Origin of the sequence: Micromonospora tarapacensis, assembly GCF_019697375.1 — a bacterium.
Classification (GTDB): Bacteria; Actinomycetota; Actinomycetes; order Mycobacteriales; family Micromonosporaceae; genus Micromonospora; species Micromonospora tarapacensis.
This window is the reverse complement of sequence record NZ_JAHCDI010000004.1, coordinates 4,866,571-4,891,889: the sequence shown is the minus strand read 5'-3', so window position 1 is coordinate 4,891,889 and position 25,319 is coordinate 4,866,571. Positions and strand designations below refer to the sequence as shown.

19 protein-coding genes and 3 pseudogenes are annotated in these 25,319 nt (G+C 71.8%); 15 read left to right on the top strand and 7 right to left on the bottom strand.

The window, feature by feature from the left end; all coding sequences use genetic code 11:
• Positions 1-42 precede the first annotated feature (42 nt).
• From KIF24_RS28380 to KIF24_RS28365, 4 genes are all read left to right on the top strand, one after another.
• Positions 43-1,578 (top strand): SpoIIE family protein phosphatase, encoded by a 1,536-nt coding sequence (locus tag KIF24_RS28380; protein ID WP_221086633.1) that lies wholly within the window; start codon positions 43-45, stop codon positions 1,576-1,578.
• A gap of 66 nt (positions 1,579-1,644) precedes the next feature.
• Positions 1,645-2,181 (top strand): PadR family transcriptional regulator, encoded by a 537-nt coding sequence (locus tag KIF24_RS28375; RefSeq protein WP_221086632.1) that lies wholly within the window; start codon positions 1,645-1,647, stop codon positions 2,179-2,181.
• On the top strand, positions 2,178-2,879 hold the full coding sequence (locus tag KIF24_RS28370; RefSeq protein ID WP_221086631.1) for an ABC transporter ATP-binding protein: 702 nt from the start codon (positions 2,178-2,180) through the stop codon (positions 2,877-2,879). Before KIF24_RS28375 ends, KIF24_RS28370 begins: the two co-directional genes overlap by 4 nt.
• Complete coding sequence (locus KIF24_RS28365) at positions 2,876-4,303, top strand: FtsX-like permease family protein (protein ID WP_221086630.1); 1,428 nt, start codon at positions 2,876-2,878, stop codon at positions 4,301-4,303. Before KIF24_RS28370 ends, KIF24_RS28365 begins: the two co-directional genes overlap by 4 nt.
• Positions 4,304-4,331: 28 nt before the next feature.
• Here the strand turns inward: KIF24_RS28365 and KIF24_RS28360 are convergent.
• Together KIF24_RS28360 and KIF24_RS28355 are read right to left on the bottom strand one after the other, a co-directional pair.
• A pseudogene (locus KIF24_RS28360) lies at positions 4,332-4,679 on the bottom strand (helix-turn-helix transcriptional regulator); the annotation flags it as partial.
• Positions 4,680-4,912: 233 nt separating this feature from the next.
• The gene (locus tag KIF24_RS28355) at positions 4,913-7,009 is read right to left on the bottom strand and encodes a S9 family peptidase (protein ID WP_221086629.1); all 2,097 of its coding nucleotides are present in this window, start codon (positions 7,007-7,009) and stop codon (positions 4,913-4,915) included.
• 82 nt (positions 7,010-7,091) lie between these two features.
• Between KIF24_RS28355 and KIF24_RS28350 the strand changes: the two are divergent.
• A pseudogene (locus tag KIF24_RS28350) lies at positions 7,092-8,437 on the top strand (FAD-binding oxidoreductase).
• Between the two features lie 23 nt (positions 8,438-8,460).
• On the opposite strand, the gene KIF24_RS28345 reads toward KIF24_RS28350, so the two are convergent.
• Positions 8,461-10,596, bottom strand: coding sequence for a SpoIIE family protein phosphatase (locus tag KIF24_RS28345; protein ID WP_221086628.1), 2,136 nt, complete (start codon positions 10,594-10,596; stop codon positions 8,461-8,463).
• Between the two features lie 154 nt (positions 10,597-10,750).
• Between KIF24_RS28345 and KIF24_RS28340 the strand changes: the two genes are divergently transcribed.
• Complete coding sequence (locus KIF24_RS28340) at positions 10,751-15,121, top strand: HAMP domain-containing protein (protein WP_221086627.1); 4,371 nt, start codon at positions 10,751-10,753, stop codon at positions 15,119-15,121.
• Positions 15,118-15,675, top strand: a complete 558-nt coding sequence (locus KIF24_RS28335) for a response regulator (protein ID WP_221086626.1) — start codon at positions 15,118-15,120, stop codon at positions 15,673-15,675. The genes KIF24_RS28340 and KIF24_RS28335 overlap by 4 nt, the downstream gene beginning before the upstream one ends.
• A gap of 12 nt (positions 15,676-15,687) precedes the next feature.
• On the opposite strand, the gene KIF24_RS28330 is transcribed toward KIF24_RS28335, so the two are convergent.
• Positions 15,688-16,023 carry an STAS domain-containing protein gene (locus KIF24_RS28330; RefSeq protein ID WP_221086625.1) on the bottom strand — a complete coding sequence of 112 codons (336 nt, stop codon included), beginning with the start codon at positions 16,021-16,023 and terminating at the stop codon, positions 15,688-15,690.
• A 139-nt stretch (positions 16,024-16,162) separates the two neighbouring features.
• Between KIF24_RS28330 and hemL the strand changes: the two genes are divergently transcribed.
• The 6 genes from hemL (at position 16,163) to ccsB (ending at position 22,388) form a co-directional block, all read left to right on the top strand.
• On the top strand, positions 16,163-17,500 hold the full coding sequence (gene hemL / locus KIF24_RS28325; protein ID WP_221086624.1) for a glutamate-1-semialdehyde 2,1-aminomutase: 1,338 nt from the start codon (positions 16,163-16,165) through the stop codon (positions 17,498-17,500).
• Positions 17,501-17,623: 123 nt separating this feature from the next.
• Positions 17,624-18,271, top strand: a complete 648-nt coding sequence (locus tag KIF24_RS28320; protein WP_221086623.1) for a histidine phosphatase family protein — start codon at positions 17,624-17,626, stop codon at positions 18,269-18,271.
• Position 18,272: 1 nt separating this feature from the next.
• The gene (locus KIF24_RS28315; protein ID WP_221086622.1) at positions 18,273-18,848 is read left to right on the top strand and encodes a TlpA family protein disulfide reductase; all 576 of its coding nucleotides are present in this window, start codon (positions 18,273-18,275) and stop codon (positions 18,846-18,848) included.
• Complete coding sequence (locus KIF24_RS28310) at positions 18,848-19,711, top strand: cytochrome c biogenesis CcdA family protein (RefSeq protein ID WP_221086621.1); 864 nt, start codon at positions 18,848-18,850, stop codon at positions 19,709-19,711. Before KIF24_RS28315 ends, KIF24_RS28310 begins: the two co-directional genes overlap by 1 nt.
• The gene (locus KIF24_RS28305; protein ID WP_221086620.1) at positions 19,711-21,363 is read left to right on the top strand and encodes a cytochrome c biogenesis protein ResB; all 1,653 of its coding nucleotides are present in this window, start codon (positions 19,711-19,713) and stop codon (positions 21,361-21,363) included. Before KIF24_RS28310 ends, KIF24_RS28305 begins: the two co-directional genes overlap by 1 nt.
• Positions 21,363-22,388: a c-type cytochrome biogenesis protein CcsB gene (gene ccsB, locus KIF24_RS28300; RefSeq protein ID WP_221086619.1), complete on the top strand. Its 1,026-nt coding sequence runs from the start codon at positions 21,363-21,365 to the stop codon at positions 22,386-22,388. Before KIF24_RS28305 ends, ccsB begins: the two co-directional genes overlap by 1 nt.
• A gap of 32 nt (positions 22,389-22,420) precedes the next feature.
• On the opposite strand, the gene KIF24_RS28295 is transcribed toward ccsB, so the two are convergent.
• Positions 22,421-22,636: a hypothetical protein gene (locus tag KIF24_RS28295; protein WP_221086618.1), complete on the bottom strand. Its 216-nt coding sequence runs from the start codon at positions 22,634-22,636 to the stop codon at positions 22,421-22,423.
• A gap of 365 nt (positions 22,637-23,001) precedes the next feature.
• Between KIF24_RS28295 and KIF24_RS28290 the strand changes: the two are divergent.
• Positions 23,002-23,178, top strand: a pseudogene (locus KIF24_RS28290) (DUF397 domain-containing protein); the annotation flags it as partial.
• On the opposite strand, the gene KIF24_RS28285 reads toward KIF24_RS28290, so the two are convergent.
• Positions 23,168-23,644 carry a MarR family winged helix-turn-helix transcriptional regulator gene (locus KIF24_RS28285; protein ID WP_221086617.1) on the bottom strand — a complete coding sequence of 159 codons (477 nt, stop codon included), beginning with the start codon at positions 23,642-23,644 and terminating at the stop codon, positions 23,168-23,170. The pseudogene KIF24_RS28290 and the gene KIF24_RS28285 sit on opposite strands and share 11 nt — an antisense overlap.
• Before the next feature lie 64 nt (positions 23,645-23,708).
• On the opposite strand from KIF24_RS28285, the gene KIF24_RS28280 reads away from it, so the two are divergent.
• Positions 23,709-24,269, top strand: coding sequence for a carboxymuconolactone decarboxylase family protein (locus KIF24_RS28280; protein ID WP_221086616.1), 561 nt, complete (start codon positions 23,709-23,711; stop codon positions 24,267-24,269).
• A gap of 18 nt (positions 24,270-24,287) precedes the next feature.
• Here KIF24_RS28280 and KIF24_RS28275 read toward each other — a convergent pair whose 3' ends face one another.
• Positions 24,288-25,175: a transglutaminase domain-containing protein gene (locus KIF24_RS28275; protein ID WP_221086615.1), complete on the bottom strand. Its 888-nt coding sequence runs from the start codon at positions 25,173-25,175 to the stop codon at positions 24,288-24,290.
• Positions 25,176-25,319 lie beyond the last annotated feature (144 nt).

The window sequence follows — 25,319 nt, the reverse complement described above, 5'->3', positions numbered from 1 at the left end:
GCAGCACCTCCACGGTCTGGCTGCCGGCGGACGGGGCGTGACGTGGACGGCCCGGCGACAGTGCTGGTGGTCGACGACAGTCGGACCAAGCGCTACCTCCTGGTGAACTGGCTGACCCGCGCCGGCTTCACGGTGCTGGAGGCGGAGACGGGCGGCGAGGCGCTCAGCCGGGTCGGGGTGGACCCGATCGACCTGGTGGTGCTCGACGTCCGGCTGCCGGATCTGAGCGGCTTCGAGGTGTGCGAGCGGATCAAGTCCGGGTACCCGGCGCTGCCGGTGATCCACGTCTCGGCGCACGCGGTCGACGTGGCCGACCGCACCCAGGGGTTGACCCGGGGTGCGGACGCGTACCTGGCCGAGCCGATCGAGCCGGAGGAACTGGTCGCCACCGCCCACGCGGTGTTGCGCTACTACCAGGCCCGGCAGCGAGCCGAACTGCTCGCCGAGCGGCTCACCGGCCTGGCGGACACCACCGTCGCGGTGCACGCGGCGCCGAACTTCGCCCGGCTGCTGGAGCTGGCGGCATCCGGTGCGGCGGAGATCTTCAAGAGTCCCGCCGCAGTGGTCGCCGAGACCTTCGACGGTGACTACCTGGCCGGGATCTGTGCCGGTCCCGGCGCCGAAGCCCGGACCGTGACGTGGGGCGTCGAGGACGGCGCGGTGCCGACCGGTGCGACCGTCCGGGTGCAGGATCCGGCCGGTTGGGCGCTGGTCGAGTGGCCGGCCGGCGACACCGTCACGGTCGCCGCGGCCCGGTTGCGCGAGGACCGCGCACCGCTCTACGTCGTCGTGCCCACCGCGACGCAGACCGCCCGCACGCCGGTGCTGGTCCAGCTCGCCCAGGCGGTGGCCTCCGCCGTGGAGGCGCAACGCTCCTTCGACGAGGAACACCGGATCGCGGTGACGCTGCAACGCAGCCTGCTGCCCCGCCGCATCCCGCAGATCGCCGGCCTCGACCTGGCCGTGCGCTACGAGCCGGCCAGCGCCCGCACCGAGGTGGGCGGCGACTTCTACGAGCTGGTGATGCTCGACGGTCACCTGCTGCTGGCCATCGGCGACGTGGCCGGCCACTCCCTGCACGCCGCGACCGTGATGGCCGAGCTGCGGCACGCGCTGCGGGCGTACGCGGTCGAGGGGCACCAGCCGGGCGAGATCCTGCACCGGGTCAACGAGCTGATGCGGACGCTGCTCCCCAACGAGCTGGCGACGATCTGCCTGCTGCTGCTGGAACCGACCACCGGGCGGGTCCGGCTAGCCAGCGCCGGTCACCTGCCCCCACTGATCAGCCAGGACGGCAAGGCCGAGTACGTGCAGCACGCCGCGCCGCTGCTCGGGGTGCGCGCGCCCCGCCCCGCCGACCTGGAGTTCGTGCTGCCGGCCGGAGCGACGATGGTCTTCTACACCGACGGGCTGATCGAACGGCGGGACGTCACCATCGACGAGGGGCTGAGCGCCCTGGCCGCCTGTGCCTCCTGGGTGGACGACGACCTCGACCGGTTCTGCGAGCGGCTGCTCGTCGAACTCGCCCCCGACGAGATCCAGGACGACGTGGCCGTCGTCGTCCTCCGCCGCCGCTGAGGTGGCTCAGCGTTGGTTCGAGGTGCTGCCTTGACAGCTACTATTCGCTGAGCGAATAGTAGCCAGGTGTCCACCCCGCACGTGCTGCTCGGTCTGCTCGCCACCGGTGCCATGCACGGGTACGAGCTGAAGCGGGCGCATGACGAGCGACTGCCGCAGGCCCGTCCCCTGGCTTTCGGGCAGGTCTACGCCACGCTGGGTCGCCTGCTGCGGGACGGTCTGGTGGCGGCGACCGGCCAGGAGCGGCTCGCCGGTCCCGACCGGACGGCTTACTCCCTGACGGAGGAGGGCCGGGCCACGCTCGATCGGTGGCTGGGCAGCGTCGAGTCACCGATGCCATACGTCAACAGCGCGCTGTTCGCCAAGGTGGTGGTGGCGCTGCTGGTGGCCGACGTGGAACGAGCCCGGGCCTACCTGATCGCGCAGCGCCGAACACACACCGACCGGCTGCGGGAGCTGACCGCACTGAAGACGGCCCCGTCGGTCTCCGTCGACGAGGTCGTCGCGGCCGACTACGCCATCGCTCACATCGACGCCGACCTGCGGTGGTTGCGCACCACCCTGGAGCGGGTCGCCGACTGGCACCGGGAGGTGCGCCCATGACGCAACTTGAGGCTCGCGGTCTGGTGAAGTCCTACGGGCCGACACCCGCCCTGCGCGGCGTCGCCCTCGACATCGCCGAGGGCGAGATCGTCGCGGTGACCGGGCCGAGTGGCTGCGGCAAGTCCACCCTGCTGCACTGCCTGGCGGGAATCCTGCGCCCCGACGCCGGCGAGGTGAGCTGGCGTGGGCACCGGATCGACACCTGGTCCGAGGCGGCCCGCTCCCGGTTGCGGCGCACCGAGTTCGGGGTGCTGTTCCAGTTCGGTCAGCTGGTCGCCGAGCTGACCGCGGCGGAGAACGTCGCGCTTCCCCTGTTGCTCGCCGGCACGGGGCGGCGAGCGGCACGGGCGGCGGCGGTCGACTGGCTGGAGCGGCTGGGTGTGGCGGAGTGCGCCGACGCGCGGCCCGGCGAGTTGTCCGGCGGTCAGCAGCAGCGCTGTGCCACCGCCCGGGCACTGGTCACCGAGCCGCGGGTGATCTTCGCCGACGAGCCGACCGGTGCGCTCGACACGGTCACCGGCGAGCAGGTCCTCACCCAGCTGGTCCGGATCGCCCGCCAGCAGCAAACGGCGGTGGTGCTGATCACCCACGAGCCCAGGATCGCCGCGTACGCCGACCGTGAGATCGTCCTGCGGGACGGCGCGATCGACCACACCGGCCTGGGCGTCGATGCGTCACTGCCCGGCGGATCCCGGTGAGTCCCGGCACCCTGGCCCGGCTGGCCGTGGCCGGCAACCGCACCGACGTGGCCCGGGTGACCCTGACCGCGTTGAGTGCCGTCCTGGCCACCCTCGCCGGGTTGGCGGCACTGACCGTCCTGGCCATCCGGAAGCCGCCCGGCCACGCATGGCAGCAGTCCGAGCAGTACGTCAACGCGCTGCTGCGGGAGCCGGGGCTACGCGGCGGGACCGCGTTCGCGCTGGTGATGCTGACCATCCCGGTGCTGGCCCTGGCCGGTCAGAGCGCCCGGCTCGGTGCGCCGGAGCGGGACCGCCGGCTCGCCGCGTTACGGCTGGCCGGTGCGACCCCCGGTCAGGTGACCCGGATCGTGATGCTGGAGACCGGCCTGGCCAGCCTGGCCGGCACCCTCGTCGGCCTGGCGGCGTACCTCGTCGGGCGGGAGCTGCTGCACCGCCCGGACGCCAACGGACAACTCGTCCTGCCGACCGACGTGCTGCCGTGGAAACCGGCCATGGCGGCCGTGGTGCTCGGACTGCCGCTGGTGGCCGCGATGGCGACCAGCGTGATGCTGCGCCGGGTCACCACCACACCGCTCGGGGTGTTCCGGCGGGCCGGGCGTAGCGGATCCCCCCGCCCCTGGCCGGCGCTGCTGATCGGGCTCGGCGTGCTGGCGGTGGCGCTGGTCGAGCCGATCCGGTGGGCCTTGCAGGGTGCGCGGGTCGACTGGTTGGGCATGGTCCTCCTCGTCGGCATCTTCGCCGCCGTGATGGGGGTGGTCGTCGGGACCGGCTGGATCTCGTACCTGGCCGGGCGGGTGCTGCACCGTCGCGCCCGAGGTCCGGCCGCCCTGCTGGCCGCCCGCCGGCTGACCGACGACCCCTGGGCCGGCAGCCGGACCTTCGCCGCCCTGCTCGCTGCGGTGATCATCGGCGCTGGCGCGGCGGCATTCCGGGCCTCGTTTCTGCTCCGGGCCCAGATCGAACGGGAGGAGAGCCGGGTGGCCGGCTACGGCGATGAGGCCGGCCCGCTGAACTCCTTCTACCTGACCACCGTCGACCTGGTCGACCTGGCGGTCGCCGTGGCTCTGATCATTGCCGCCGCGGGCCTGCTGGTCACCCTGGTCGAGGGGATCGTCTCCCGGCGTCGCGGGTACGCCATGCTCGTGGCGAACGGGGTGCCCCGGGCCACCATCGGCGCGTCGATCCTCTGGCAGGTGCTGGCACCCGTGGTGCCCGCCGTGCTGGTCGCCCTCGGCGTCGGGTACGCCATCGGCCGGCTGTACGTCGGCGACACCGGCCGGGACGGCCGCACTCCCGGCGTACCGCTGGAGCAGCTGGCGCTGCTGGGAGCCGGCGCGGTGGTCGCGGTGCTGGCCACCGTGGGGCTGGGGTTGCTGTTCCTGCGCGGGAACACCGCGGTGGAGGAGCTACGGGCCACCTGAGCCGCCGCGAGAATCGGGTGGCGTTGGCGCGCAGGTAGGTCAGGGTTGCCAGCACCCGGCGGTTCGTGCCGTCGTCCGGCGGCAACCCGAGCTTGGCCAGGATGTTGCCGATGTGCTTGCCGACCGCAGCCTCGGTGACGTGCAGCCCGACGGCGATCGCCGCATTGGACCGGCCCTGCGCGACCAGCACCAGCACCTCCCGTTCGCGGGCGGAGAGGGCGGCGAGCGGGTCGCGCGGGCGGTGCAGCAGCCGGCGGGCCACGTCGGGATCGACGAGGGTGCCGCCGGCGACGACGCTACGCAGGTTGTCGACGAACTCGGTGACCTCGGCGACCCGGTCCTTGAGCAGGTAACCGACCCGCCGGCCGTCGGCGGCGACCCGGTCGGCGAGCCCGGTGAGGCCGCTGCCCCGTGCCCTCGGCGTAGTCGGCGCCGCCCACCCGGGCAGCACCGGCGTGACCGTGGAAGTCACACCAAGTAACCGAGCGGAGGAGTGTCATCCCTTCCCGGCCTGATGTCACAGCGACATAGATATGTCACTGTGACATCAGGCCAGTCGGGACATCTGGCTCGTCGGGCCGGGCGAGGCGGGCGGGCAGCAGGTGGCGGTCAGGCCCGGTCGAACCGGTCCAGGGTCCAGGCGTTGACGAACGCCTCCTCCCGCCAGGCGTCGTAGCGCCCGCTCGGCCCGCCGTGGCCCGCCTCCATCTCGGTCTTGAGCAGGTAGTCGCCCTGCGGCGCGACGGCCCGCAGCCGGGCGATCCACTTCGCCGGCTCGTGGTAGAGAACTCGGGTGTCGTTGAGGCTGGTCATCGCCAGGATCGCCGGGTAGTCCAGCGCCGCGACGTTCTCGTACGGCGTGTACGACTTCATGTAGGCGTACACCTCGGGGTCGGCCAGCGGGTTGCCCCACTCCTCCCACTCGGTGACGGTCAGTGGCAGCGACGGGTCGAGGATCGTGTTGAGCGCGTCCACGAACGGCACCTGCGCGACGATGCCGGCGAAGGCGTCCGGCGCGAGGTTGGCCACCGCGCCCATCAACAGCCCGCCGGCCGAGCCGCCCCGGGCGACCAGCCGGTCCGGTGCCGTCCAGCCGGCCTTCGCCAGATGCCGGGCACAGGCGACGAAGTCGGTGAAGGTGTTCTTCTTGGCCAGCATCTTGCCCTGGTCGTACCAGCGGCGGCCCAGTTCGCCGCCGCCGCGCACGTGGGCCACCGCGAAGATCACCCCACGGTCCAGCAGGGACAGCCGGCCGACCGAGAACCACGGGTCCATGCTCGCCTCGTACGAGCCGTAGCCGTAGATGACGCAGGGGGCGGAACCGTCGCGGGGCGTGTCCCGGCGGTAGACCAGGGAGATCGGCACCCTCGTGCCGTCGTCGGCCAACGCCCAGTCCCGATGCTGCTCGTAGTCCTCCGGCTGGTACGCCCGACCGTCCGGCCCGGGCAGCACCGGCCGGCGGCGCAGCAGCGTCATCTCCCGGGTCACCAGGTCGTAGTCGTACACCGAGTCGGGGGTGACCAGCGAGGTGTACCGCAGCCGCAGCCGCCCGGTGCGGTACTCGGGGTTGGCGTCCAGGCCGACGGTGTGCAGCGGCTCCGGGAACTCGATGTCGTGGGCGTCGCCGCCGCCGACCGGCAGCACCCGCAGCCCGGTCAGGCCGTTGCTGCGTACCGTGACGACCAGGTGGTCGGCGAAGGCGTCGACCGACTCCAGCCGGGTCCCGGGTGAGTGCTCGATGAGCGGCACCCAGTCGCCCGGGGTGTCCGCCGACGTGTACGCCAGCGCGAAGTCCTCGGCGCCGTCGTTGTGCAGGATCAGGAACCGGTGCCCGTGGTGCTCCACCGAGTACTCGACGCCCTGCCGGCGCGGCGCGATCGCCGCCGGCTCGCCGGTCGGATTGCCGGCCGGGATGACAAGCACCTCGCTGGTCAGCTTGCTGGCGACGTCGATGAGGACGAACCGCTCCGAGCGGGTCAGCTCGACCCCGACCCAGAACCGCTCGTCGTCCTCGGCGTGCACCACCACGTCGTCGGCCGTCGGCGTACCCATCACGTGCCGCCAGACGCGGTTGGGTCGCCACGCCTCGTCCACGGTGACGTAGAACAGCACCGAGGCGTCGGCGGACCAGGCGGTGCCGTAGAAGGTGCCGGGGATCTCGTCGGGCAGCAGTTCCCCGGTGCCGAGATCCTTGATCCGCAGGGTGAACCGCTCGTCGCCGGAGTAGTCCGTGGAGTAGGCCAGGAAGCGCCCGTCCGGGCTGACGTCGAAGGCGCCCAGGGAGAAGAAGTCGTGCCCCGCGGCGAGCAGGTTGCCGTCGAGCAGCACGTGCTCCCCGTCGAGTGGTGCGCCGTCGGAGCTGATCGGTGGCGCGTCCTCGCCGTCGCGGACCGCCCGGCGGCAGTGCACGCCGTACTGCTGACCCTCGACGGTGCGGGTGTAGTACCAGTGCCCGCCCTTGCGGGTCGGCACCGACAGGTCGGTCTCCTGGGTACGCCGCCGGATCTCCTCGAACAACTCCGCACGCAGTCCGGACAGGTGCGCCGTCCGGGCCCCGGTCCAGGCGTTCTCGGCGTTGAGGTATTTGGTCGTTTCCGGGTCGGCCTTGGTGGCCAGCCAGGCGTACTCGTCGACGACAGTGTCGCCGTGGTGGACGCGTTCGGTCGGTCTCCGCCCCGCTGCGGGAACGGGAGTCTCGGTGGTCACGGCGCCACGTTACCGGCCTTCCCGGCCTCCGGTGCGGAGCAAATCCCTACCCGATCGTTCGAACACATGTACGATCGCCGTCATGGTGCCAGCCCGTTCCACCGGCGCGTCCGGTGCCCTCGACATCGCCCGCCGGCTGACCGAGATCTGCGGTCCGCGCTTCGCCCGCCCCGCCGGCCCGGCCGACGAGGTGGCCGGGCGTCCGGCCCACTGGGTGGCGGTGCCGGGCGGCCCGTACGCCGCGGCGCAGGTGCTGCGGCTGGCCGCCCGGCACGACCTGACAGTGGTGCCACGGGGAGCGGGCACGAAGATCGACTGGGGAGCGGCGCCCGAGCGGGTCGACATCATGCTCGACACCGGGCGGCTGGCCGGCATCGGCCACCAGCCGGCGGGCCGGGGCACGGCGGAGGTGGGGGCCGGCACCCGCTGCGCGCCGTGCAGGCCACCCTGGAACGCACCGGGCAGCGTCTCGCCCTGGACGCGCCCTCGCCCGGCGCGACCCTCGGTGGGGTGCTCGCCGCCGACGAGGCCGGCCCGCTGCGGCACCGCCACGGCACGGCCTGCGACCAACTGGTCGGCCTGCGCTACCTGGCCGCCGACGGCGAGCTGACCGAGGCCGGCGGTGGCGCGGCCGGGTTGGCCCGGGCGCGGCTGCTGTGCGGCTCGGAGGGCGCGCTCGGCGTGCTGGTCAGCGCGACCCTGCGGGTGCAGGTGGTGCCGGCCGCGCGGGTCTGGGTGATCCGGCCGGTGTGGACTCCGCTGGAGGTGCACGACCTGATCCGGGCGGTGCTCGCCGCCCGGCTCGACCCCGCCGCGGTCGAGCTCGACCTCCCGGCCGGCACGGGGTCGAGGCCGCGGTGGGACCGGCGGGCCGAGTCGATGGCGTGCCACCCGTCGATGACCGGACGTGCGCCGGCCCATCCGGTGGGTGCCGGCTCGCTGGTGGTGCTGCTGGAGGGTGGGCCCGCCGAGGTGGCGGAGCGCACCGACCGGCTGGTGAACCTGTTCGGCTCCCGGTCGACCATCGCCCGGTCGGCCCCGCCGTGGTGGCGCAGCTACCCGTTCGCCCCCGGCGACACCGCGCTGCGGCTGGAGGTGCCGATCCCCGATCTGCACGCCGCCGTGTACGCGCTGCGCGACGCGGCCGGCGGCCCGGTGCCGGTTCGCGGCTCGGCCGGTCTCGGCGTGGTGCACGCCGCCCTGCCCGGCACGATGCCGCCCGGGCGGGTGGCCTCGATCCTGGCCGCGGTCCGGGGCGTGCTGCTCGCCAGGCAGGGGCGGTGCGTCGTGCTCGCCGCGCCGCCCGCGGTCCGGCGAGCCGTCGACCTCTGGGGCGACCTGGTCGACCTGGCCCGGCTACGCGCCGTGAAGCAGCATCTCGACCCCGACCACCGGCTGGCCCCCGGCCGTCTTCCCGGCGGCCTCTGAGCGCCCCGCCGGTCGAACTCTGCTCAACCCGAGCCGCGCGGGCCGGGCAAACCTTCGACCTCGCGCACCGACGGACCGCGCGGGGAGGTCGGGGCGAGCTCGTTGCGGAGGACGAGGATGGCGATGTCGTCGCGGGGCTCCTCGACCGAAAAGTTTATCGCCGTGGCGCGTAGTCGCGCGGCCACCACGTCCGCCGAGTAGCCGGCCAGCGGCGCGGCGGCGTCCCGCAGCCGGCCCGTGCCGAACAACTCCCGACCCCGGCGGCGCTCGGTCACCCCGTCGGTGTAGAACACCAGGCAGTCGCCCTGGCCGAGGACGATCCGTGAGGTCGGCGAGGCGATCTTGTCGAGCAGGCCGAGCGCGGTGCCGCCGGTGCCGACGAAGGCGGCCAGGCCGCCGCCGGCACGCAGCAGCACCGGCCGGTCGTGCCCGGCCAGGTGCAGCCCGACGTCGAGTTGGTCGCCCTCACCCGGCCCGACCGCGGCCAGCGCCAGCGTGCAGTAGCGGCCGGCACCCCGCTCGACCAGCGTCTCGTTGAGCCGGGCCAGCACCTCGGTGAGCGGCTTGCCGTCCCCGGCCAGCACCCGGATCACGTCCCGGACCAGCCCGGTCACCGCCGCGGCCTGCACCCCCTTGCCGGAGACGTCGCCGATCACCACCAGCCAGCGTCCGTCCGGCAGCGGCACCACGTCGTAGAAGTCACCACCGACCTCGGCGTCCCCGCCGGTCGGGACGTACTCGGCCGCGAGCCCGATGCCCTCCACGACCGGCAGGACCGGCGGCAGCAGCGACTGTTGCAGCGTCTGCGCCACCCGGCGGCGCTCGGCGTGGATGCGGGCGTTCTCGATCGCCAGGGCCGCCCGCCGGGCCACGTCCTCCAGCACCGCGATCTCGTCGGGATCCTGCCGGTGCCGCTGGTGCCGCCCGACCGCCAGGGTGCCGAGGCGCTGGCCCCGGGCGATCAGCGGCACGGCGAAACCCTCCATCGGAGCGCCCAGCGGCGTCCGGGTGCCGTTGCGACTGGCCTCGCGCAGGCGGGCCTGGACCGAGTCGCTGCCCGCCTCGCGGAGGATGGCGTGCAGTTGCGGCAGCATCGACTCCTCCGCGTGGCTGGCCGCCGAGAGCCGGAGCCGGCCCCACTCGTCGGTGGTGTGCACCGCGCACCACTGGCCGAGCCGCGGCACCACCAACTGCGGGATCAGCGCCATGGTCAGTTCCACGTCCAGCGACTGGGCGAGCAACTCGCTGGCCTCGGCGAGGAAGGTCAACCACGCCTGCCGGCGGACGTCGGCGCGGCGCAGCCGGTCGTTCTCCAGGTGCAGCGAGAGCCGTTCGGCGGTCAGCACGGCCAGCGGCTGGGCGTACGCGGTCGGCGCGGCGTCCAGTTCCAGCTCACCGGCGTACGGGCGGTGCACCGCCAGCGGCACCCGGAGCAGGTCGTTGCCGGGTCGGGGCTGCCGCCCGTGTCGGGCGAGCACCTGGGAACCCTGGCCGTCGCCCCGGTCCAGCCGCACCACGCCGCCGGCCGCGCCGACCATCTCCGCCAGCCGGCTGAGCAGGCTGGCGGCGAAGTCCGGCAGCGGGTCGTCGGCGTACGAATCGGGGGTGGTCTGCATCAGCGCGCTCATCGCACCGGCGCTTGGTACCACCGTGTGTCCGCTGCCGTCCGGATCGCCGGCCACCGGTGGTGCGGGCGAAACGGGTCCCGTCCGGTCGCGGCCCGGACGGTCCAGCCGGAACCACACGCCCTTGCCGCTGGGCAGATACGTGGTGCCCCAACGGCTGGCGAAGTGGTCCACCAGCAGCAGTCCCCGGCCCCGTTCGGCCACCTCGGCGATGTCGGTGGACAGGTTGCGTACGCCGACGGTCAGCTCGTCCACCGGGCCGGAGGCGAAGTCGGACACGGTGACGGTCAGCCCCACCTGGTCGGCGGTGACCTCGATGTCCAGTTCGGTGCGGGCGTGCTCGACGGCGTTCGTGGAGAGCTCTGTGGTCAACAGAAGCGCCTCGTTGAGAAGTTCGTCCAGGTTCGCCTCGGAGAGCACGGACCGGACGACGGCCCGGGCGGCGGCCGGCGTGCGGCGGTCGGCGGGAAGCCGGACCCGCCGCACATGCTCGTCTGGGCCTCCGTCAGTCGCGGGCCCCGCCTCCGCTGACACCCTCGTATCCTCCACCGACACCCGTCCGCTGCCAAGCTGATCACCGCCAGGTCTCTGGTACTGGACGGTGGTGTGCCGTGGCGGTTTCGAGGTCACGGGGACAATGATGGGGTGGCCGGCGCGAGCCGGTGGACCCCGAGGTGAGCGAGGAATGATGACCACGGCGAGACAGTCGGTGACCGCGGATACCTCTGCCGCCGACCACGAGGCGGTCCTCACCGAGCTGGCGGAGGCGCTGCGGCGGATCCGTCGCGGCGACCTCAAGGCGCGGCTGCCCCGCCGGTCGGGCGTGGCCGGCGAGGTGGCGGACGCCTTCAACGACGTGGTGTCGCTCCAGGAGCGGCAACATCTGGACCTGCGCCGGATCAGCCGGATCGTCGGCCGCGACGGTCGGCTGACCGAGCGGCTCGACGAGGAAGGGCTGGACGGCTCCTGGGCGGAGGGCCAGCGGGCGGTCAACTCCCTGATCGACGATCTGGGCCGACCCACGACGGAGATCGCCCGGGTCATCGTCGCGGTCGCCGACGGTGACCTCACCCAGCACATGGCGCTGGAGATCGACGGCCGGCCGCTGCGCGGTGAGTACCTGCGGATCGGTCGCACCGTCAACACGATGGTCGACCAGCTCTCGTCCTTCTCCAACGAGGTGACCCGGGTGGCCCGTGAGGTGGGCACCGAGGGCAAGCTCGGCGGCCAGGCCGACGTGCGCGGCGTCGCCGGCACCTGGAAGGACCTCACCGACTCGGTGAACACCATGGCGTCGAACCTGACGGGCCAGGTGCGGTCGATCTCCCAGGTGGCCACCGCGGTGGCGAAGGGCGACCTGTCCCAGAAGATCACCGTCAGCGCTCGCGGCGAGGTCGCCGAACTGGCCGACACGATGAACTCGCTCACCGACACGCTGCGGCTCTTCGCCGAGCAGGTCACCCGGGTGGCGCGCGAGGTGGGCACCGAGGGCAAGCTCGGCGGCCAGGCCGACGTGCCGGGCGTCGCCGGCACCTGGAAGGACCTCACCGACAGCGTCAACTCGATGGCGTCGAACCTGACCGCCCAGGTGCGCAACATCGCGCAGGTCTCCACGGCGGTGGCCCGGGGTGACCTGTCGCAGAAGATAACCGTGGCCGCGCAGGGCGAGATCCTGGAACTCAAGGACACCGTCAACACGATGGTGGATCAGCTGTCGTCGTTCGCCGACGAGGTGACCCGGGTGGCCCGCGAGGTGGGCACCGAGGGCAAGCTCGGCGGCCAGGCCCAGGTGCGCGGCGTCTCCGGCACCTGGCGGGACCTCACCGAGAACGTCAACCAACTGGCCGGGAACCTGACCAGCCAGGTCCGCAACATCTCCCAGGTCTCCACCGCCGTCGCCAGGGGCGACCTGAGCCAGAAGATAACCGTTGACGCCCGGGGTGAGATCCTGGAGTTGAAGTCGACGGTGAACACGATGGTGGACCAGTTGTCGTCGTTCGCCGACGAGGTGACCCGGGTGGCGCGCGAGGTGGGCACCGAGGGCAACCTGGGCGGTCAGGCCCAGGTCAAGGGCGTCTCGGGCACCTGGCGGGATCTGACCGACAACGTGAACTCGATGGCGTCGAACCTGACCAGCCAGGTGCGGAACATCGCCTCGGTCACCACGGCGGTGGCGAAGGGTGACCTGTCGCAGAAGATCACGGTCGACGCCCGGGGTGAGATCCTGGAGTTGAAGTCGACGGTGAACACGATGGTGGACCAGTTGTCGTCGTTCGCCGACGAGGTGACCCGGGTGGCCCGTGAGGTGGGCACCGAGGGCAACCTCGGCGGTCAGGCCCAGGTGCGCGGCGTCGCCGGCACCTGGCGGGATCTGACCGACAACGTGAACTCGATGGCGTCGAACCTGACCGCCCAGGTGCGCAACATCGCCCAGGTCTCCACCGCGGTGGCGAAGGGTGACCTGTCGCAGAAGATCACGGTCGACGCGCGGGGTGAGATCCTGGAGTTGAAGTCGACGGTGAACACGATGGTGGACCAGTTGTCGTCGTTCGCCGACGAGGTGACCCGGGTGGCCCGTGAGGTGGGCACCGAGGGCAAGCTGGGTGGCCAGGCCGAGGTCAAGGGCGTCTCGGGCACCTGGCGGGATCTGACCGGCAACGTGAACTCGATGGCGTCGAACCTGACCAGCCAGGTGCGGAACATCGCCTCGGTCACCACGGCGGTCGCCAACGGCGACCTGTCGCAGAAGATCACCGTCGACGCGCAGGGCGAGATCCTGGAGCTGAAGAACACCGTCAACACGATGGTGGACCAGTTGTCGTCGTTCGCCGACGAGGTGACCCGGGTGGCCCGCGAGGTGGGCACCGAGGGCAAGCTGGGCGGTCAGGCACAGGTCAAGGGTGTCTCCGGAACCTGGCGGGATCTCACCGAGAACGTCAACCAGCTCGCCTCGACGCTGACCACCCAGCTGCGGGCGATCGCCCAGGTCTCGACGTCGGTGACCCGGGGCGACCTCACCCAACGGGTCGCGGTGAAGGCGCAGGGCGAGGTCGCCGAGCTGAAGGACAACATCAACCAGATGATCGTCACCCTGCGGGAGACGACCCACAAGAACGCCGAGCAGGGTTGGCTGGACTCCAACCTGGCCCGCATCGGTGGTCTGTTGCAGGGCCAGCGTGACCTCGGCGAGGTGTGCCGGATGATCATGCAGGAGGTGACACCGCTGGTGGATGCGCAGCTCGGCGCGTTCTTCCTGGTGGACAACTCCGAAGGGGTGATGCGGCTGCGCCTCACCGCCTCGTACGGCTACGTCTCCCGGGGCCACGACGTGACCTTCGGACCGGGCGAGGGGCTGGTCGGTCAGGCCGCACTCTCCCGGCGCACCATCCGGGTCGGTGCGGTGCCGGACGCGCGGATCACACTGCGTTCCGGACTGGCCGACACGCCACCGGCCGACCTGGTCGTGCTGCCCGTCCTCTTCGAGGGCGAACTGCTCGGCGTGATCGAGTTCGCCACCGTCACGCCCTTCTCCGAGCTGCACCTGTCGTTCCTGGAACGGCTGGTCTCCACCATCGGCATCGCGGTCAACACCATTCAGGCCAACCGTCGTACCGAGGAGCTGCTGGCCCAGTCGCAGCGGCTGGCGCACGAGTTGCAGGAGCAATCGGCGGAGTTGCAGCGGACCAACGCCGAACTACAGGACAAGGCCAAACTGCTCTCCGCGCAGAAGGCGAACATCGAGACCCAGAACCGGGAGATCGAACTGGCCCGGCTCGGCCTGGAGGACAAGGCGCAGCAGCTCACCCGGGCCTCGGCGTACAAGTCGGAGTTCCTGGCGAACATGAGCCACGAGCTGCGTACGCCGCTGAACTCCCTGCTGCTGCTGGCCCGGCTGCTCATGGAGAACTCCGAGCAGAACCTCACGCCGAAGCAGATCGAGTTCGCCCGGACCATCCACGGTTCCGGGTCGGACCTGCTGCGCCTGATCGACGACATCCTCGACCTGTCCAAGATCGAGGCGGGGCGGATGGACGTCGAGCCGGCCGAGGTGCAGTTCACCGAGATCTGCAACTACGTCGAGCAGGCGTTCGCCCCGCAGGCCGACGACAAGGGCCTGGACTTCCAGGTGCGCATCGGCAAGGACATGCCGGCTGCGGTGGTCACCGACGCCCAGCGGCTCCAGCAGATCCTGCGCAACCTGCTGTCCAACGCGGTCAAGTTCACCGACAGCGGCGCGGTGACGCTGCGCATCTCCCGCGCCCCGGAGCACGCGGTCTTCGATGTGCCGGCGCTGACCAACGCGCGGCAGGTGATCGCCTTCACGGTGATTGACACGGGCATCGGCATCTCCGACGACAAGCTGTCGCTGATCTTCGAGGCGTTCCAGCAGGCGGACGGCACGACCAGCCGCCGCTACGGCGGCACCGGGCTGGGCCTGTCGATCAGCCGGGATCTGGCCCGCCTGATCGGCGGCACGATCACCGTCGCCTCGGCGCCCGGTCAGGGCTCGACGTTCACGCTCTACCTGCCCGACGTGCTGGCGCCGGACGCGGTGGTGTCGCCGGCGCCACCGTCGCCGCAGCGGGCCGGACTGCCGTCGTCGCTGCTGATGCCGCCGATGGAGTTCCTGCCGGTGCCGCCGGAGGCCCCGCAGACCCGCCAACTGGACGGTGCCACCGTGCTGATCGTCGACGACGACGTGCGGAACGTGTTCGCCCTGACCAGCGCGCTCGAACTGCACGGCATGACCGTGCTCTACGCCGACAACGGCAACGACGGGGTGCGCCTGCTGGCCGAACACCCGGAGGTCGACATCGTCCTGATGGATGCCATGATGCCCGACCAGGACGGGTACGAGACGACCCGGCAGATCCGGCGTAACCACCGTTTCGCGGACCTGCCGATCGTCTTCCTGACCGCCAAGGCGATGCCGGGTGACCGGGAGTCGGCGATCGTGGCCGGGGCCAGCGACTACATCACCAAGCCGGTCGACCTCGACGAGTTGATCGAGCTGATGGGGTCCTGGATCAGTGGCAGCCGTACCGAGGAGGGCTCGTGACGCAGGTGGCGAAGGCGCTGCTGGTCGATGACCGCCGGGAGAACCTGATGGCGCTGGAGGCGATCCTCCAGGGGTTGCCGGTGCAGTCGGTCGCGGTGGAGAGCGGTGAGGCGGCGCTCAAGCAGTTGCTGGTGGACGACTTCGCGGTGATCCTGCTGGACGCCCAGATGCCCGACATGGACGGCTTCGAGACGGCCAGCCACATCAAGCGGCGGGAGCGTACCCGGCACGTCCCGATCATCTTCCTGACCGCCGCCGACCGGGACGCCCAGCTGGCCCTGCGCGGCTACGCGGCCGGTGCGGTGGACTACCTCACCAAGCCGTTCGATCCCTGGGTGCTACGGGCCAAGGTGTCCGTCTTCGTGGAGTTGTGGACCAAGACCCGCCAGTTGACGACGCAGTCGGAGATGGTGCGTGAGCGCGACGCACAGTGGCGGCTGTTGACCGATGCGGTGGACGAGGCCACGACCATGCTGCGGGGCGGCGACGACCCGGAGACCGTCGCTCGCACCGTAGCCGTCCTGGAGCAGGCCCGCTGGGGCGCCACGTCCTGACCCGCCGGCGAGTCAGCTGGCGGGTGCGTCGTTGCGGATCATCAGGGCGCTGCGCAGGCCGGTGATGTCGAGGACGCGGAGCAGGAAGTCGCCCACGTTGGTCAGGATGAGCAGGCTCTGCGCGTGGCTGGCCTTGCGGCTGAGGACCACAAGCGTGCCGAGCCCCTGCGAGTCGCAGAAGCTGACTCCGCCGAGATCGAGCACGATCCGGGGCGGCGGCTCGGTCAGGATTTCATTGACAACGGTCGACAGCTGGGCGGCCGTGAGCATGTCGATCTCACCGGCGAGGCGCAACACTGCTTCGTCGCCCGTTCGGTGCACGGTGATGGACAGTTCGGCACGATCCACTGGGTCAGCCTATCGCGATCTCGGGCGCCCGGCCTGTCGAGGCGAGCCGCCTCCGTGCAGCGTGCCGGGGGTGAGCCCGGTAACCCCGATCCGGGGTGCCTGCCGATCCACCGTCGGGCGCTGACACAATGGCGGCATCGTGACCGAGGTGTTCCCCGCCGGATCCGACCGCTACCCGGTCGACGCGCCGGCCTCAGAGGCCCTGTTCGACCGCGCCCGAGCCCTCGTGCCGGGCGGGGTGAACTCCCCCGTGCGCGCCTTTCGGGCGGTCGGCGGCACACCACGCTTCATGGTCCGGGGCGAGGGGCCCTGGCTTCACGACGCCGATGGCCGACGCTACGTCGACCTGGTCTGCTCCTGGGGGCCGCTGATCCTCGGGCACGCCCACCCCGAGGTGGTCGCGGCCGTGCAGGCCGCCGCCGCGAAGGGGACCAGCTTCGGCACCCCCACTCCCGGTGAGGTCGAGCTGGCCGCCGAGATCGTCGCCCGCACCCCGGTCGAGCAGGTCCGGCTGGTCAACTCCGGCACCGAGGCGACCATGTCGGCGATCCGGCTGGCCCGGGGGTACACCGGCCGCTCGAAGATCATCAAGTTTGCCGGTTGCTACCACGGGCACGTCGACGCCCTGCTGGCCGCCGCCGGCTCGGGCGTGGCCACCCTGGGCCTGCCCGACTCGCCGGGGGTCACCGGCGCGGCGGCCGGCGAGACGATCGTGCTTCCCTACAACGACGTCGCCGCCGTCGAGGAGGCGTTCGCCGCGGAGGGGCCGCACATCGCCGCGGTGATCACCGAGGCCGCTCCGGGCAACATGGGCGTGGTGGCACCCCGCGACGGCTTCAACGGACAGTTGGCGAGGATCGCGCACGCGCACGGTGCGCTGCTCGTCGTCGACGAGGTGATGACCGGGTTCCGGGTCTCCCGATCCGGGTGGCACGGCCTCGATCCGGTCGACGCCGACCTCCTCACGTACGGCAAGGTCATGGGGGGCGGCCTGCCCGCCGCGGCGTTCGGCGGGCGCGCGGAGATCATGTCGCGGTTGGCCCCGGCCGGTCCCGTCTACCAGGCCGGCACCCTCTCCGGAAATCCCCTCGCCTGCGCGGCCGGCCTGACCACCCTGCGGCTGGCCGACGACGCGCTCTACCGTCGGCTGGACGCCACCGCCGCCGTCGTGGGCAAGCTCGCCACCGACGCGCTGGCCGTCGCCGGGGTTCCGCACCGGCTGTCGTACGCGGGCAGCATGTTCTCGATCTTCTTCACCGATGCCGACGTGGTCGACTACGACAGCGCACGCACCCAGCAGGTGCCCGCGTTCAAGGCGTTCTTCCACGCGATGCTCGCCGCCGGGGTCTACCTGCCGCCGAGTGCGTTCGAGTCCTGGTTCGTCTCGGCGGCGATCGACGCCGCCGCCCTGGAACAGATCGCCGCCGCGCTGCCCGCGGCGGCCAACGCGGCGGCAGCGGCAGGTCACGGGGGGTAGCGGTGAGCGCGAGGAGTGAGCCGGTCTTGCGAGCCCCGCAGTCGCGAACAAGGGGGCTGCGGTGAGCGCGAGGAGTGAGCCGGTCTTGCGAGCCCCGCAGTCGCGAACAAGGGGGACACAGCGGTGAGCAAGACGGTGGTCCACGTGCTTCGGCACGGTGAGGTGTACAACCCGGGCGGCATCCTCTACGGCCGGCTGCCCGGGTTCCGCCTCAGCGAACTGGGTGTCCAGATGGCCAAGGCCGCCGCGCAGGGGCTCGCCGAACGCGAGGTCGTCCACGTGGTGGCCAGCCCGCTCGAACGCGCCCAGCAGACGGCGGAGCCGATCGCCGCCCAGTTCGGACTGCCGGTCGGGGTGGACGAACGGCTGATCGAGAGCGCCAACTGGTTCGAGGGCAAGAAGGTCTCGCCCGGTGACGGTTCCTTCCGCGATCCGCGCAACTGGTGGGTGCTCCGCGACCCGGTCACCCCCTCCTGGGGGGAGGCGTACCGGATGATCGCCGAGCGGATGTTCGCCGCACTGCACGCCGCCCGGATCGCCGCCGAGGGCCGTGAGGCCGTCCTGGTCTCGCACCAACTGCCGATCTGGACGCTGCGTCGACACGTCGAGCGCAAGCGGCTCTGGCACGACCCGCGTCGCCGCCAGTGCTCGTTGGCCTCGCTCACCACGTTCCACTTCGACGGCGCCAAGGTCGTCGGCATCGGCTACTCCGAACCGGCCGCGCACCTGGTGGCGATGTCGCCGACCGCGCGGACGGCCAAGGGAGCCTGACGTGGGCCCCCGGAGGCCGGCCGCCGGTCTGCTCGTCGCCGTGACCGCCACGGTGGCCCTGGTCGCCTGCACATCCGACGGCCGGGAGCCGGAGTGCGCCAGCGCCGGCGGCATCGTCGAGTGCGCACCGGAGCAGCGGTCCGCCGCTCCCAGGATCGTCGGGGAGTTGCTCGGCGGCGGATCGTACGACGTGGCGGAACAGCGTGGCCAGGTCGTCGTGGTCAACTTCTGGGGCTCCTGGTGCGCGCCGTGCCGCGCCGAGGCCGACGACCTGGAGGACACCTACCAGGCGACCAGGGACTCCGGCGTCACCTTCCTCGGCATCAACGTGCAGGACAGCCGGGACAAGGCCATCGCCTTCGAGGAGGGCCGGGTCAGCTACCCGAGCATCTTCGACCCGGGCAGCCGGTTGGCCCTCGCCATGGAGATTCCCCCGAACACCATCCCGGCCACCGTCGTGCTCGACCGGGAAGGCCGGATCGCCACCGTGATCCGGGCCGCGGTCACCCAGGACGGCCTGCGACCGATCGTCGAGCGGATCGTCGCGGAGTCGCCCGCGCCGGCCGGCCAGCGCTGATGGGCGAGACCTTCGGCCGCCTCGCCGAGTCCGGTCCGCTGCTGCTGGCGTTGGGCGCGGCGGCCCTGGCCGGCCTGGTCAGCTTCTTGTCGCCGTGCGTGCTGCCGCTGATGCCGGGCTACCTCTCGTACGTCACCGGCCTCGCCGGCGCCGACCTCGAAGGCCGGGGCGGACGGATCGCGCCTCCGGTGGCGGCCGGCGCCGTCGACCCGGTGGCCGGCGCGGGTGGTTCCGGTGCTGGCGTCGGCACCGCCACGCGGCAGGGCACCCGGGTCAGCCCGGCGGTGAAGGGTCGGGTGCTCGCCGGGACGCTGCTCTTCATCGCCGGCTTCACCGTCGTCTTCACCGCCACCGCGATCCTGTTCAGCAGCATCGGCCGGGTCTTCTTCGACTACGAGCGGGCGTTGGAGATCGTCGTCGGCGGGCTCGTCGTCGTCCTCGGGCTGGGCTACCTCGGGGTGCTGCCCGGCTTCCAGCGTGAGTTCCGGATCAACCGGCTGCCCGCCGCCGGCCTGCTCGGCGCGCCGGTGCTCGGCGCGGTGTTCGCGCTGAGCTGGGTGCCGTGCACCGGGCCCACCCTGGCGGCGGTGCTCGGCATGGCCACCACCAGCGGCCAGACCGACCGGGCGGTGGTGCTCGCCGTGGCGTACTGCCTCGGGCTGGGCATTCCCTTCATCGTCTTCGGGCTCGGCTTCGAGCGCCTGCTCGGCGTCTTCCAGGCCGTGCGGCGCAACAGCCGTTGGGTCACCCGGGTTGGCGGGGTGCTGCTGATCCTGATCGGCGTGGCACTGGTCACCGGCGGCTGGACCAACGTGGTGATCTGGTTGCAGACCACCGTCGGGACCGGCGAGGTGAGCATCTGATGACCGCCGTGGACGACCGGCCGACCGCGCCGGCCGCGGCACCTCGGCGCCGCCCCAACCCGGTGCTCGCCCTGTTGCGCAACTCGTGGCGGCAGCTCACCAGCATGCGTACCGCGCTGGTGCTGCTGTTCCTGCTCGCGGTCGCGGCGATCCCCGGCTCGGTGCTGCCGCAGCGCGGCGTCAACCCGGAAGACGTGCGCGACTTCTTCACCGCCCACCCCGACCTGGCCCCGCTGCTCGACCGGGCGGGCGCGTTCGAGGCGTTCAGCTCGGTCTGGTTCTCCGCGATCTACCTGCTGCTGTTCACCTCGCTGATCGGATGCCTCACCCCCCGGCTGCGCGACCATGTCCGGGCGCTGCGCGCCAGGCCGCCCGGCGTGCCGAGACGGCTGGAGCGGTTACCGCAGCACGCGGTGGTGCCCGCGCCGGCCGGCGGCGCCGCCGCGGTCGCCGAGGCGCTGCGTCGGCGGCGGTGGCGGGTGGTGGTGCGGGGTGACGAGGTCTCCGCCGAGAAGGGCTACCTCAAGGAGACCGGCAACCTGATCTTCCACACCTCGATGATGCTGGTGCTGGTCGGCGTCGCGCTCGGCTCCTGGTACGGCTGGCACGGCAACCGGTTGCTCGTCGCCGGCGCGGACCAGGTCTTCTGCAACACCCGCCAGCAGTACGCCGAGGCGAAGCTGGGGCCGCGCGTGGACGACAACCTGCCTCGCTTCTGCCTGCAACTGGACGACTTCGAGGCCCGGTTCCTGCCGACCGGCCAGCCGGTGTCCTACAACGCGAGGGTGAGCGTCGACTCCGGCGGTGGCCCGGCGCGGCCGGCCGAGTTCTCGGTCAACTCGCCGCTGCGCCTGGACGGTGCGAACGTCTACCTGCTCGGGCACGGGTACGCGCCGGTGATCCGCTACACCGACCGGTTCGGCCGCAGCCAGACCAGCGCGGTGCCGTTCATCGGCACCGGCGACGTCGGGCTGACCAGCGAGGGGCTGGCCGCCTTCCCGGACGCCAACGTCGACCCGGACACCGGCGAGCGGAACCCGGACCTCCAGGTCGCCTTCTCCGGCCTGTACCTGCCGACCGCGCCGCAGGAGCCGCCGTTCGTCCGCTCGGAACACCCGACCGAGGAGAACCCGCTGCTCGGCCTGGTGGCCTACCGGGGCAACCTGGGCCTGGACGCCGGCATCCCCGGCTCGGTCTACCAGCTCGACCAGCGTCAGGTGAGCAATGGCCGGCTCACCGAGATCGGCGCGAAGCAGCTGCGGATGGGCGAGAGCTGGACGCTGGACGACGGCACCAAGGTCGAGTTCCTGGGCACCCGCCCGTTCATCACCCTGTCCGTACGCCACGACCCGGGCACCACGCTGCTGCTGGTCAGCTCGATCGGGCTGGTGCTGGGGCTGATGGGCTCGCTGTTCGTCCGGCGTCGACGGGTCTTCGCCCGGGTGCTGCCGGCGCGTTCCGGTGCCCCCGGCAGTGGATCTCCGACGGGCGGTAGTAGTTTGGTCGAGGTGGCTGGCCTGCCGCGTACCGAGCATCCCGGGTTCGTCGCCGAGTTCGCCCAGCTGGTTGCCGCGATCGGTGACGCCGGTCGGTCCGGCGACGCCGGCACCGACCCGGGCACGCCGGCCGGAGCGCGGGAAGGAGCCCAGTGATGTCCGCACTCTCCGACCAGGTGGTGTCGATCGCCACCCTGGTGTACCTGTTGGCGATGATCAGCCATGCGGTCGAGTACGCCCTCGGCAACGGGCGCGCTCGGGCCGTCGCGGCACCCACGCGCGAACTGGTCGGCGCCGCTGCCGCCCCGGGCGGCGTGTCGGCCGGCGGCGGCCTGGCTGCGGGGAGTGGTGCGCTGGCGGGCGGCGGTGCGGCGGGCGGCGGTGCGGCGATCGCCGTACCCGACCGGGCCGAGCGCATCGCGCGGCGGGCCGGGCTGGCCGGGCGGGTCGCGGTCGGACTGACCGTCCTGGGCGCGGCGCTGCACCTGGCCGGCCTGGTTACCCGCGGCCTCGCGGCGGACCGGATGCCCTGGGGCAACATGTACGAGTTCGTGCTCACGGTCTCGTTCATCGGGGTCGCCGCCTGGCTGGTGGTGCTGGTGAAGTGGCCGTTCCTGCGCCGCCTCGGGCTGTTCCTGACGCTGGTGATGGTGCTGCTGGTGGCCACCGCCGAGCTGGTGCTCTACACCCCGATCGTGCCGCTGGTGCCGGCGCTCAACTCGTACTGGTTCATCGTGCACGTGTCGACAATCGTCTTCGCCTCGGGTCTGTTCCTGCTGGGCGTGATCCCGGCGGCGGCGTACCTGATGCGGGCCGGGTACGAGAGTGGCAAGCGCAGCTTCCCGTACACCCTGGCGAAGCGGCTGCCCGCGGCGGCCGGCCTGGAGCGACTCACCTTCGTGCTGCACGCCTTCTCGTTCCCGATCTTCACCTTCGCGGTGATCGCCGGGGCGATCTGGGCCGAGGCGGCCTGGGGCCGGCCGTGGGGCTGGGACCCGAAGGAGACCTGGGCGTTCATCTCCTGGGTGGTGTACGCGGGCTACCTGCACGCCCGGGCCACACCGAGCGTGAAGCGGAACGTGGCCACCTGGCTGGCCATCCTCGGCTTCCTGACGGTGCTGATGAACCTCTTCGGCGTGAACATCTTCTTCGAGGGCCTGCACTCCTACGGCGGCCTCTGACCCGCAACGCGATCTCCGGGAAGGTGTCGACCTCAGCTCCGAGGCCGGGCCGACAGCGGCCGGTGCCGCCGCAGCGTCTCGCTGACCCGGAGGGCAACCTGGTAGGCGACCTCCGGCACATCGGCCAGCTCGATCCGCTCGGACCGCAACCCGAGCTGTGCGTGCAACTCACGGGCGATGGCGTCGCGCAGCTCGACCTGTAGCGGCGACAGCCCGTCCGGTTGGCCGACGACGTACGCATCCGACATGCCCTCAATACTGTCGTCGCCCGGCGTCCCGGTCCACGGCTGGTGAGATTCCCCCAAGGTGCGTCGAGATCTTGGACAGTTTCCGTTATTCGCTGACGGGAACTGTCCAAGAATCACTCGAAATCATGAGTGCCGGCGGTCAGCGGAGGGGCTCGCGGGAGAGGAAGTCGGCTCGGCGGATCACCTCGGGTAGGCGGTAGCGTGGGCGCAGGTCGAGCGTGATCGTGGTCGCCTGTCGAGGCTGGTGCAGTGGCCGACCGAGGATGTGCTGGCGATCCGGGCCTCCTGGGAGGCGATCCAGGGCGAGGCGTTGCCGTCCTGGCAGTCGATCGAGTTGTTGACGGAGGTGGCGGAGTTGACCGGCCGCCCGGTGGCGGACCAGCACCCGGAGCAGCACCAACGGCGGCAACTGCGTCGAGGTGGCCGACAACCTGCCCGGCCTGGTCGCGGTCCGGGACAGCAAGGACCGCGACGGCGCGGTGCTGGTCTTCGGCCCGGCGGCCTGGCGGGCGTTCCTGGAGGCGCTCCCGGTCAGCCGGTGAACCAGCCGGGGATGTCGAGCCGGAACCAGTTGGCCGGGGTGACGGTGCGCAGGTCGTCCTCGATGGCTGCCACCCGGTCCGCACCGAGCGTTTCCGTCCAGCGCTGTCGCAGCTCGTCGAAGATGACGGCCGACCGGCCTAGCCCGTCGAGCCCGTACGGGGTCAGTCGGACCCGCTTGCGGCGGGCGTCGCGGGGGTCGTCGGCGCGTTCCAGGTAGCCGAGGGCGACCAGCCGGTCGACGGTCTTGCCGGCGGCCTGCTTGGAGACGCCAAGCCGGTTGCCCAGCTCGGAGGCGGTGGTGCCGTCGGCGCCGACGGCCTGGAGCACGAAGCCGTGCAGTGGGCGCAGCTCCGCGTGGCCCTGTCGGGCCAACTCGGCGTGCAGGTCGTCGATGAGCGTCCGGAAGCCGGCAAGCAGCAGCAGTGGCAGTACGAAGCCGGGGCGCTGCGGATCAGGTGTTGGCAATTTCGACAACCTGGTTTACGGTTTGGTCAACCACGTTGACTAACGTACGCCAAGGGGTGCTGCCATGTCCACGCACGTCTTCACCACCCACACCATCGACACCGCGCCGGAGGCCATCCGCGCCACCATGACCGGCGTACACCGCAAGATCGGCTACCTGCCCGGCGCGGTCGGCCTGATGGCCGAGTCTCCTGAACTGCTCAAGGGCTTCCTGACCGCCAACGCCAGCTTCGAGAGCTGTGGACTGGACCCGATCCAGCGGGAGGTCGTGGTGCTCACGATCGCCCGCCGAAACGAATGCCACCTCTGCGTCGCCATGCACACCGCCACTCTCGTCCGGCACGGCGCTGCCGCCGAGCTGATCGACGCGCTGCGCGCCGGCACGAATCTGCCCGACGAGCGGCTGGAGACGTTGCGGCGCTTCACCCTGGCCGTGCTCGACAATCGGGGTGCGGTGCCCGACGAGGAGTTGTCCGCCTTCCTGGCCGCCGGCTACCAGCCCCGGCACGCTCTGGACGTGGTGCTCGGCGTCGGTACCTACACCCTCTCCACATTCGCCAACCGACTCACCCGAGCGCCGATCGACCCGCCCTTGGCTGCGTACGCCTGGCAGCCGGCTGCCTGACGGTGGCGGGACTGGTCCTCACACCGGTTCGTCGCGGTCGCGCAGTTCGTTGCGGACGGTGGCGGGGACCAGCAGCCGCTCGTCGGCGTACAGCAGGCGCAGCTCTTCCGCGTGCTCGTCGGGCGCGCGGGTGAGTCGGGCCAGTTCGTCGAAGAGGGTCATCCGCTCATCGTCGATCTTCTCGAAGGGGACGGGCATCGCGCCCCAGACGTCCCACGGCAGCAGTTCCACCGCGTGCAGGGCGGCGGCGTCGCGCATCAGGTTGCCGGCGATCCACCACCAACCGCCTTCGTTGATCACGCGCAGCCCGAAGGTGTCCGGGTCAGCCTCGCCGGCCCGGCAGCGGGCCCAGGCCTCACCGGCCACCAGGAACCGGCCTCGCGGCACGTCCATGACGTCGAAGTCGATGCCGAACAGCTCACGCTGGCGCCCGTCGAGCTGGGCGTCGACCATGACCCAGCGCAGTTGCTCGGGATGCCAGTACTCCGCTACCCAGTGGTCCTCGTACCAGCCGTCGACGAAATAGTCGCCGAAGCCACAGCGGGCACGAGCCGCCACGCCCCGGGCCCGCAGCGCCGTGACCAGCAGCAGCGAGTAGTGCCGGCAGTTACCGGCCACCCGTTGCTCGGGGGCACGGGAGGTGGTCAGCGGCAGGTCATCCGGCCCACCGGCGATGCGGGCGAGGATCTCGTCGGCGGGCCGCAGGTGCACGGTCTGCCGATCGGCGTCGGTCAGGCTGACCCCGTACGCGCCGGCGACGTGCTCGTGGATCAGCAACCCCTGGATCGTCCGGACGATCCCCGCCGGGTCCGACGGCACGGCTTCGAGCAGCGGGGTGAACGATCCGGCGGAGGTCAGCCGGCCCGGCCGGGCGTACCGGGAGAGGTTCGTCCTGCCCTGGTCCATCGTGTCACTCCTCGGAGTCGTCGTTCTGCTCGGGTAGGAGCGGCGCGCGGGGGTGCGCCCGGCTGGGCGGGGCAAGCATCGCAGGATCTGCCGGATGGCGGTGTCCCTGCGATCCGTTCGCGCTCTCAGCTCGACAGGCTCGGA